Source organism: Mycobacterium sp. E740 (assembly GCF_001672895.1).
Classification (GTDB): Bacteria; Actinomycetota; Actinomycetes; order Mycobacteriales; family Mycobacteriaceae; genus Mycobacterium.
Window position 1 is genome coordinate 1 of the sequence record NZ_LZKP01000211.1, and the last position, 6,873, is coordinate 6,873.

Here is a 6,873-nt window from a genome sequence, read left to right on the forward strand (position 1 = left end):
GCACGCTGCCCGAGTTTTCGATGACGTCGCCGATACCGCGGACCAGGGCGGCGACGGCGAGCACAGCCAGCGCGGCGCCGGTTGCGGTCCGCGCCTGCCGCCACAGCTGAGCGGTGACAGCGGCCACCGCACCGAAGACCATCGCGACCCCGGTGATGCCCAGACACATCGCCGCGCTGTCCACGAGCCGGAAGCCGTTGGCGGCCATCGCAATCGTCATCGTCACCGCCAGCACGGCGTTGACCGCTCCGACGAGGATCACCGCGGCGGCGGTCCGGGCATACCGGCCGACGACCGACGACAACACCAACTCGGCTGCGCCGCTCTCCTCTTCGGCGCGGGTGTGCCGAATGACGGTGAGTATGGCCAGGATCGACGTCGCGACGATCAACGTCAGCATCAACTCGTTGGCAGTCATCGCGCCGAGGTCGGTCTCGTTGCCACCGAACATCGGTCCGGCCATCATCATGCCGGCGGGCGTCTTCATCAGGTTGACCCGCGCGAGTCGTTGGGTCTCCTCGGGATAGGCCAGTCTCACCGCGTTCGGCGCGTAGACCATCAGCAGCGTGAGCGACGCCCACCAGACACTCAGCCGGACCCGGTCGCGGTGCAGCGCCAGACGCAGCAGCCTCGCAGTGCCGGTCCACGCGCCGGCCGCTGAGTCGCGCCTCTCTGCAGGGGCGCCGAGTACGGCGATCATGAAGGGGCCCTTCGATATTCACGCAGAAACATGTCCTCCAACGAAGCCGGGGTGACCGAGAGGTCGATGATCCCCAGCTCGCTGAGCAAGGCCATCGCCTGGTCGAGATCCCCGCGGTCGACGGAGAACACGTAGTGGCCGTCCTTGACGGCGAAGTCGTGCACGAAGGGTGCGTCGGGCAATCGCCGGCCGTCGTGGCGGGTACGTACGGTCACGGTTGTGCGCATCAGGTGCCGCAAGTCGTCGAGGGCGCCGGAGCGCACGGTGCGGCCCGCCCTGATGATCGTGACGCTGTCGCAGAGCTTTTCGACTTCGGCCAGGATGTGGCTGGACAGCAATACCGCGGCGCCGCGGTCGGCGACCTCGTCGACACACTGCTGGAAAGCCTTTTCCATCAACGGATCCAGGCCTGACGTCGGTTCATCGAGAAGGTAGAGCTCGGCGTTGGTCGAGAAAGCGGCGACGATGGCGACCTTCTGCCGGTTGCCCTTGGAGTATGTGCGGGCCTTCTTGTGCGGGTCGAGTTCGAATCGCTCGATCAGCTGGTCCCGGCGCGCGGTGTCGACACCGTTGCCCCGAAGGCTCGCCAGGAAGTCGATCGCCTGAATACCGGTCAGGTTGGGCCACAACGTCACATCACCCGGCACGTATGCGATGCGCCGATGCAGTGCCACCGCGTCGTGCCACGGATCGCCGCCGAGCAGCCGGACGGTCCCGCTGTCTGCGCGCAGCAGCCCGAGCAGCACTCGGATCGCGGTCGACTTGCCGGCGCCGTTCGGACCGAGGAACCCGCTGATCTGGCCGGGTGCGACGGTCAGATCCAGCCCGTCGAGCGCTTTGGTGCGCCCGAACGCCTTTGTGAGACTGCGGATTTCGACGGCAGGTTCGCCGGCGTCAGCCCGCTGTGGAGCCTTGGCTGTCTGGGCCCTCATCGCCATCTCCTTCCCGACGTGTGCTGAACGGAATTCCTTTTTCGCGCTGCTCGAGAAATGCGTCGTACATCGTCGAGTCCGCCATCAACCCGTGGGTGTAGAGCTCCAGGGCGGGCAGCACCATCTCCTCGGCGTAGTCGTGGAGCACCTCGCGCAGGTCGTTCGAGGGGTGCAGCTGCAAATACAGCAGGAAGCCGCCGCCGCTCGACATCGACAGAAAGCGAGCTCGGGCCTTCGGGTCACGGCTGGGCTTGAGCAGCCCCGAGCGCACGCCCTCGTCGAAGTACTGCTCGGCGTTGTCGATCATCTGCTGCCAGAAGGCTTTCGCGAGGTCGTTGCCCGACTGCATGCTGCGCACCAGGTACGCCATCAGCGGCGCGTAGGACTCGATCTCGGCCATCTGCGCGAGCCAGGTCGCGGGGTCGCCGCCCTGCAGCGACTCCGACTTACTCTCTCGGATCACTTCGGCGACGTATTCGTCGCAAGCCTTGCGGAGGCGTGCCTTGGAGCCGAAGTGGTGAATGACCAGCGCAGCCGAAACGCCCGCCGCGTCGGCGACGGCCCGCAGGCCGATGTTGAACCCGTGCTGGCCCCACTGCTCGATCGCCGCGTCGCGGATACGCGCGACGGTGGTTCGATCGTCCTGCGCTGAACGCATGTTCAGTAGACTAAACGCGTGTTCAGTCAGCGGTCAATAGAGCCCTCGGAGATAGCGCGAGAAAAGTGTCAGTCGCGGGCGGCGGCGAGCAGGCCGTCGCCCAACGGCACCAGCACCGGGGTGAGCCGTTCGTCCTCGGCGATCAGCCGCGCCGCCTCGCGGACCGCCGTGACCTCGGCGTCACTTGCGCTCGGGTCGCCGGCGCGCCCACCCAGCGCGGCGCGGTGCAGCACGATCGCACCGCCGGGCCGCAGCAGCCGCACGGCTTCGGCGACGAACTGTGGTTGGTCCAGCGGATCGGCGTCGATGAACACCAGGTCGTAGGACTCGTCGGCGAGGCGCGTGAGCACCTCCTGGGCCCGGCCGCTGATCAACCGGCTCCGGCCCGGGCCGATCCCGGCCTCGCTGAACGCCTGCTTGGCGATGCGCTGGTGTTCGGGCTCGACGTCGATGGTCGTCAGCACGCCGTCCTCGCGCATACCGGACAGCAGCCAGAGGCCGCTGACACCGGCGCCGGTGCCGACCTCGACGACGGCCTTGGCGGCCGTCAGCTTGGCGAACACGCACAGCAATGCCCCGACCGCGGGCGTGACGGCGCCCGCCCCGATGTCGACGGCGCGCTCCCGGGCGGCCGCGACGATGGCGTCCTCGGAGATGGACTGCTCGGCATGGTTGACGATGGACTCGGCACGACTGTGCGGTCCGATGACGTCGTCGGTGCCGGCCATGCCCGCAGCGTAGCCAACCCCTATCGGCCAGCACCGCGACACGCCCGTCGCCGGAGGGCGGAATTCGACCGGTTCACGCAGGTCGAAAACGGGTACTGATGCATTCTCAGGAAAAGTTCAGTTTGCTCATATGCCTTGCACGGCACGGTCGGAGACGGTGTCTCCCATGGAACACGCTGGACGCTGGCATCCCGGGGAACAACCAGGGAATACCGACGGGGGTCTGTTCGTTGGGGCCAGTACCGAGCCGCCGCGCTGTGATGGCGGCTGTGACCAGGAGGATCTGACGACCACCATCAAGACGGCTCCCGTATCCATGTCCCATCTCGAACAGTTCGCGGACGCGGAGTGGGTCGAGCCTTCCGACGAACTGACCGGCACCGCGGTGTTCGACGCCACCGGCGACAAGGCGGCGATGCCGTCCTGGGACGAGCTGGTCCGCCAGCACGCCGACCGCGTCTACCGGCTGGCCTACCGCCTGGCAGGCAACCAGCACGACGCCGAGGACCTCACCCAGGAGACGTTCATCAGGGTGTTCCGCTCCCTGCAGAACTACCAGCCCGGCACGTTCGAGGGCTGGTTGCACCGCATCACCACGAACCTGTTCCTGGACATGGTGCGCAGGCGCAGCCGCATCCGCATGGAGGCGCTGCCGGAAGATTACGACCGGGTGCCGGCCGACGACCCGAACCCCGAGCAGATCTACCACGACGCGCGACTCGGCCCGGACCTGCAGGCCGCGCTCGACTCCCTGCCGCCCGAGTTCCGCGCCGCGGTCGTGCTGTGCGACATCGAGGGCCTGTCCTACGAGGAGATCGGCGCGACGCTCGACGTCAAGCTGGGCACCGTGCGCAGCCGCATCCACCGCGGCAGGCAGGCACTTCGCGACTACCTGGCCAGCCACGGCGAGGCGGCCTGCTCGGGTCGTCCCGAAGACGTGGCCAAGACGGCCTGAGGTCGCGCGTCCGCACGGCGCGCCGCGCTACATTCGAGTGAGCACCGCGACACGACGCGAGAGGAGCTGGGCGATGGTCGAGCCGGGACACGTGTTCCGTCGTGCCTTCTCATGGTTGCCCACTCAGTTCGCCTCCCAGAGCGACGCACCCGTCGGGCCCCGGCAGTTCGGCTCTACCGAGCACCTTTCCACCGAGGCCATCGCCGCTTTCGTGGACGGCGAACTGCGGCTGACGCCGCATCTGCGGGCGGCCCACCACCTGTCGCTGTGCCCGCAGTGTGCAGCCGAGGTCGAGGCTCAGCGCCAGGCCCGCGCCGCGTTGCGCGACTCCCGGCCCATCGCGATACCCAGCTCGCTGCTCGGCCTGTTGTCGGAGATCCCGCATCACGCTCCGCCGGAGCCGCCAGTCGACCCGCAACAGTCACAGTGGGCCGACAGCGCAGGCCGTCCGCGTCGTAAGCGCCGGTAGGGTACGTCGGGTGACGAATCTCGACCAGACCGGGCGTGAGCGCCTCGAGCCGCGTCCCGTCTCGCGTCCACCCGTCGACGCGGCCGCGCAGCGCGCGTTCGGCAGGCCCGACGGTGTTCGCGGGTCGTTCGTGGGCCTCGACAAGTACCGCGACCAAGGCGAGTTCACACCGAAGAACCAGCCACCCGACCCGGTGCTGGCCGAGGCGTTCGGCAAGCCGTACGCCGGCGGCGACTCGTTGCAGCGCCATCCGGCCGATGCCGGCGCGCTCGACGCCGAACGCGAGGCACAGGAGCCCGGCGAACAACCCGACCCATGGCGCGATCCGTCCGCGCCGGTGGGCCTCGGCGCCCCGGCCGTGCAGGAGTCGCCGCGCGCGTCGGCGAACGTGCCGATGGGCAAGCTCGGCGTGCGCGACGTGCTGTTCGGCGGCAAGGTCTCCTATGTCGCGTTGGCGGTGCTCGCCATCGTCGCGCTGGTGATCGGCATCGCCGGCGGGTGGGTCGGGCGTAAGACCGCCGAGGTGGTCGAGGCGTTCACCACGTCGAAAGTCACGCTCAACAACTCCGACGACGGACCGCCCCCCGAGGGGCGGATCGCGAAAGTCGCTGCGGCCGTTGCCGATTCAGTTGTCACCGTGGAGGCGACCAGCGATCAGGAAGGCTCGCAGGGCTCCGGCGTCGTCGTCGACGGCCGCGGCTACATCGTGACCAACAACCACGTCATCTCCGAGGCCGCGAACAACCCGAGCAAGTACAAGATGAAGGTCGTCTTCAACGACGGCAAGGAAGTGCCCGCCAACCTCGTCGGCCGCGATCCCAAGACGGACCTGGCCGTGCTGAAGGTCGACAACGTCGACAACTTGACCGTCGCGAAGATGGGCGACTCGGACAAGCTGCGTGTCGGCGACGAGGTGATCGCCGCGGGCGCTCCGCTCGGCCTGCGCAGCACCGTCACCGCCGGCATCATCAGCGCGCTGCACCGCCCCGTCCCGCTGTCCGGCGACGGCTCGGACACCGACACGGTGATCGACGGGCTGCAGACCGACGCGCCGATCAACCACGGCAACTCCGGCGGCCCGCTGATCGACATGGACGGCAACGTGATCGGCATCAACACCGCGGGCAAGTCGCTGTCGGAAAGCGCCAGCGGCCTCGGCTTCGCGATCCCGGTCAACGAGGTCAAAGCGGTCGTCGAGTCGCTGATCCGGGAGGGCAAGATCGCCCACCCGACGTTGGGCCTGACCGCCCGCTCGGTCAGCAACGACATCGCTTCGGGTGCACAGGTGGCCAACGTCAAGGCCGGCAGCCCCGCGGAGAAGGCGGGCATCCTGGAGAACGACGTCGTCGTGAAGGTGGGCGATCGGACCGTCGCCGACGCCGACGAGTTCGTCGTCGCGGTGCGCCAGCTCAAGATCGGCCAGGACGCGCCGGTCGAGGTGATGCGAGACGGCCGGCGGGTGACGCTGACCGTCAACCCGGGTCCCGACAACAGCGCCTAGCCGATGTTCGCGAACGTCGGCTGGGGCGAGATGCTGATCCTGGTGATCGCCGGTCTGGTGATCCTCGGACCTGAGCGGCTGCCCGGGGCGATCCGCTGGACGTCGAACGCGCTGCGCCAGGCCCGCGACTACATCAGCGGCGCCACCAGTCAACTGCGCGACGATCTCGGGCCGGAGTTCGAGGACCTGCGTGAGCCGCTGAGCGAGCTGAACAAGCTGCGGGGGATGACGCCGCGCGCCGCGCTCACCAAACACCTGCTCGACGGCGACGACTCGATCTTCACCGGGAAGTTCGACCGGCCCTCGGCCGACAAGCCTGTCAGCTCGCCGCTGCCCAGCCCGCAACCCCCGCCGCAGGCGCCGGACGCGACACCGTTCGACACCGACGCCACATAGCGCGCACGGGCAGCGTCAGATGAAGTAGTGCTCGTTGCCCGTCGGATAGCCGCCGCCGTTGGTGGCGATGTGGACGTGGTCGAAGTGATTCGCCGTCTCGTTGCCGTAGTCGGCCGTCCAGCTCGGTGCTTCCTCGGCGGGGTAGAACCCCTGCCGCCAGATCACGTGGATGACGCCCCATCGTTTCGCGTTGGCCAGGGCGTACCCCGCGATCTGGTTCCCGAGTGCGATGCCGTCAGGGCTGGAGTGGTTGGGGATCATGACGTCGATCGCCAGCCCGCTGGGGTGCCACTTCAACGCGTCCTGCCGGTAACCGCCGATGGTGGTGACCTCGGGGAACAACACGGCGATTGCGCGTGCCACCCGAATGGTGTTGACCTGCAACCCGCCCTCGGGCGCGATGCCCACCGAAGCGGAGTTGCTGGCAGCCAGCGCTCCCGTCGCCAGCGCGGCGACGCCGTTCGAGCCCGACGCCACATAGCGCGCACGGGCAACGTCAGATGAAGTAGTGCTCGTTGCCCGTCGGATAGATGC

8 protein-coding genes and 1 pseudogene are annotated in these 6,873 nt (G+C 68.3%); 4 read left to right on the forward strand and 5 right to left on the reverse strand.

The window, feature by feature from the left end:
• From A5663_RS20405 to A5663_RS20420, 4 genes and pseudogenes are all read right to left on the reverse strand, one after another.
• Positions 1–700 (reverse strand): annotated as a pseudogene (locus tag A5663_RS20405) (ABC transporter); the annotation flags it as partial.
• A complete protein-coding gene (locus A5663_RS20410) occupies positions 697–1,632 on the reverse strand; it encodes an ABC transporter ATP-binding protein (protein ID WP_068153484.1) in 936 nt (311 codons plus the stop codon). The pseudogene A5663_RS20405 and the gene A5663_RS20410, both read right to left, overlap by 4 nt.
• Complete coding sequence (locus tag A5663_RS20415; protein WP_068153466.1) at positions 1,595–2,290, reverse strand: TetR/AcrR family transcriptional regulator; 696 nt, start codon at positions 2,288–2,290, stop codon at positions 1,595–1,597. Before A5663_RS20415 ends, A5663_RS20410 begins: the two co-directional genes overlap by 38 nt.
• A 68-nt stretch (positions 2,291–2,358) precedes the next feature.
• Positions 2,359–3,018: an O-methyltransferase gene (locus tag A5663_RS20420; RefSeq protein WP_068153470.1), complete on the reverse strand. Its 660-nt coding sequence runs from the start codon at positions 3,016–3,018 to the stop codon at positions 2,359–2,361.
• A gap of 166 nt (positions 3,019–3,184) precedes the next feature.
• On the opposite strand from A5663_RS20420, the gene sigE reads away from it, so the two are divergent.
• The 4 genes from sigE to tatB all read left to right on the forward strand — a co-directional run bounded on the left by sigE (position 3,185) and on the right by tatB (position 6,339).
• Positions 3,185–3,973: an RNA polymerase sigma factor SigE gene (sigE, locus tag A5663_RS20425; RefSeq protein WP_082974278.1), complete on the forward strand. Its 789-nt coding sequence runs from the start codon at positions 3,185–3,187 to the stop codon at positions 3,971–3,973.
• A gap of 73 nt (positions 3,974–4,046) precedes the next feature.
• The gene (rseA, locus tag A5663_RS20430) at positions 4,047–4,442 is read left to right on the forward strand and encodes an anti-sigma E factor RseA (protein ID WP_068153475.1); all 396 of its coding nucleotides are present in this window, start codon (positions 4,047–4,049) and stop codon (positions 4,440–4,442) included.
• Positions 4,443–4,452: 10 nt separating this feature from the next.
• Positions 4,453–5,943: a S1C family serine protease gene (locus A5663_RS20435; RefSeq protein ID WP_068153478.1), complete on the forward strand. Its 1,491-nt coding sequence runs from the start codon at positions 4,453–4,455 to the stop codon at positions 5,941–5,943.
• Between the two features lie 3 nt (positions 5,944–5,946).
• The gene (gene tatB / locus A5663_RS20440) at positions 5,947–6,339 is read left to right on the forward strand and encodes a Sec-independent protein translocase protein TatB (protein WP_068153481.1); all 393 of its coding nucleotides are present in this window, start codon (positions 5,947–5,949) and stop codon (positions 6,337–6,339) included.
• A gap of 15 nt (positions 6,340–6,354) precedes the next feature.
• Here the strand turns inward: tatB and A5663_RS20445 are convergent.
• Positions 6,355–6,873, reverse strand: a 519-nt coding sequence (locus A5663_RS20445) for a glycoside hydrolase (protein ID WP_231976852.1), incomplete at its 5' end; no start/stop codon positions are given.

Bases quoted from the DNA above. Each gene is read 5' to 3' on its own strand.
- A5663_RS20410 (WP_068153484.1), bottom strand. From the start codon at position 1,632: ATGAGGGCCCAGACAGCCAAGGCTCCACAGCGGGCTGACGCCGGCGAA.
- A5663_RS20415 (WP_068153466.1), bottom strand. From the start codon at position 2,290: ATGCGTTCAGCGCAGGACGATCGAACCACCGTCGCGCGTATCCGCGAC.
- A5663_RS20420 (WP_068153470.1), bottom strand. From the start codon at position 3,018: ATGGCCGGCACCGACGACGTCATCGGACCGCACAGTCGTGCCGAGTCC.
- sigE (WP_082974278.1), top strand. From the start codon at position 3,185: ATGGAACACGCTGGACGCTGGCATCCCGGGGAACAACCAGGGAATACC.
- rseA (WP_068153475.1), top strand. From the start codon at position 4,047: ATGGTCGAGCCGGGACACGTGTTCCGTCGTGCCTTCTCATGGTTGCCC.
- tatB (WP_068153481.1), top strand. From the start codon at position 5,947: ATGTTCGCGAACGTCGGCTGGGGCGAGATGCTGATCCTGGTGATCGCC.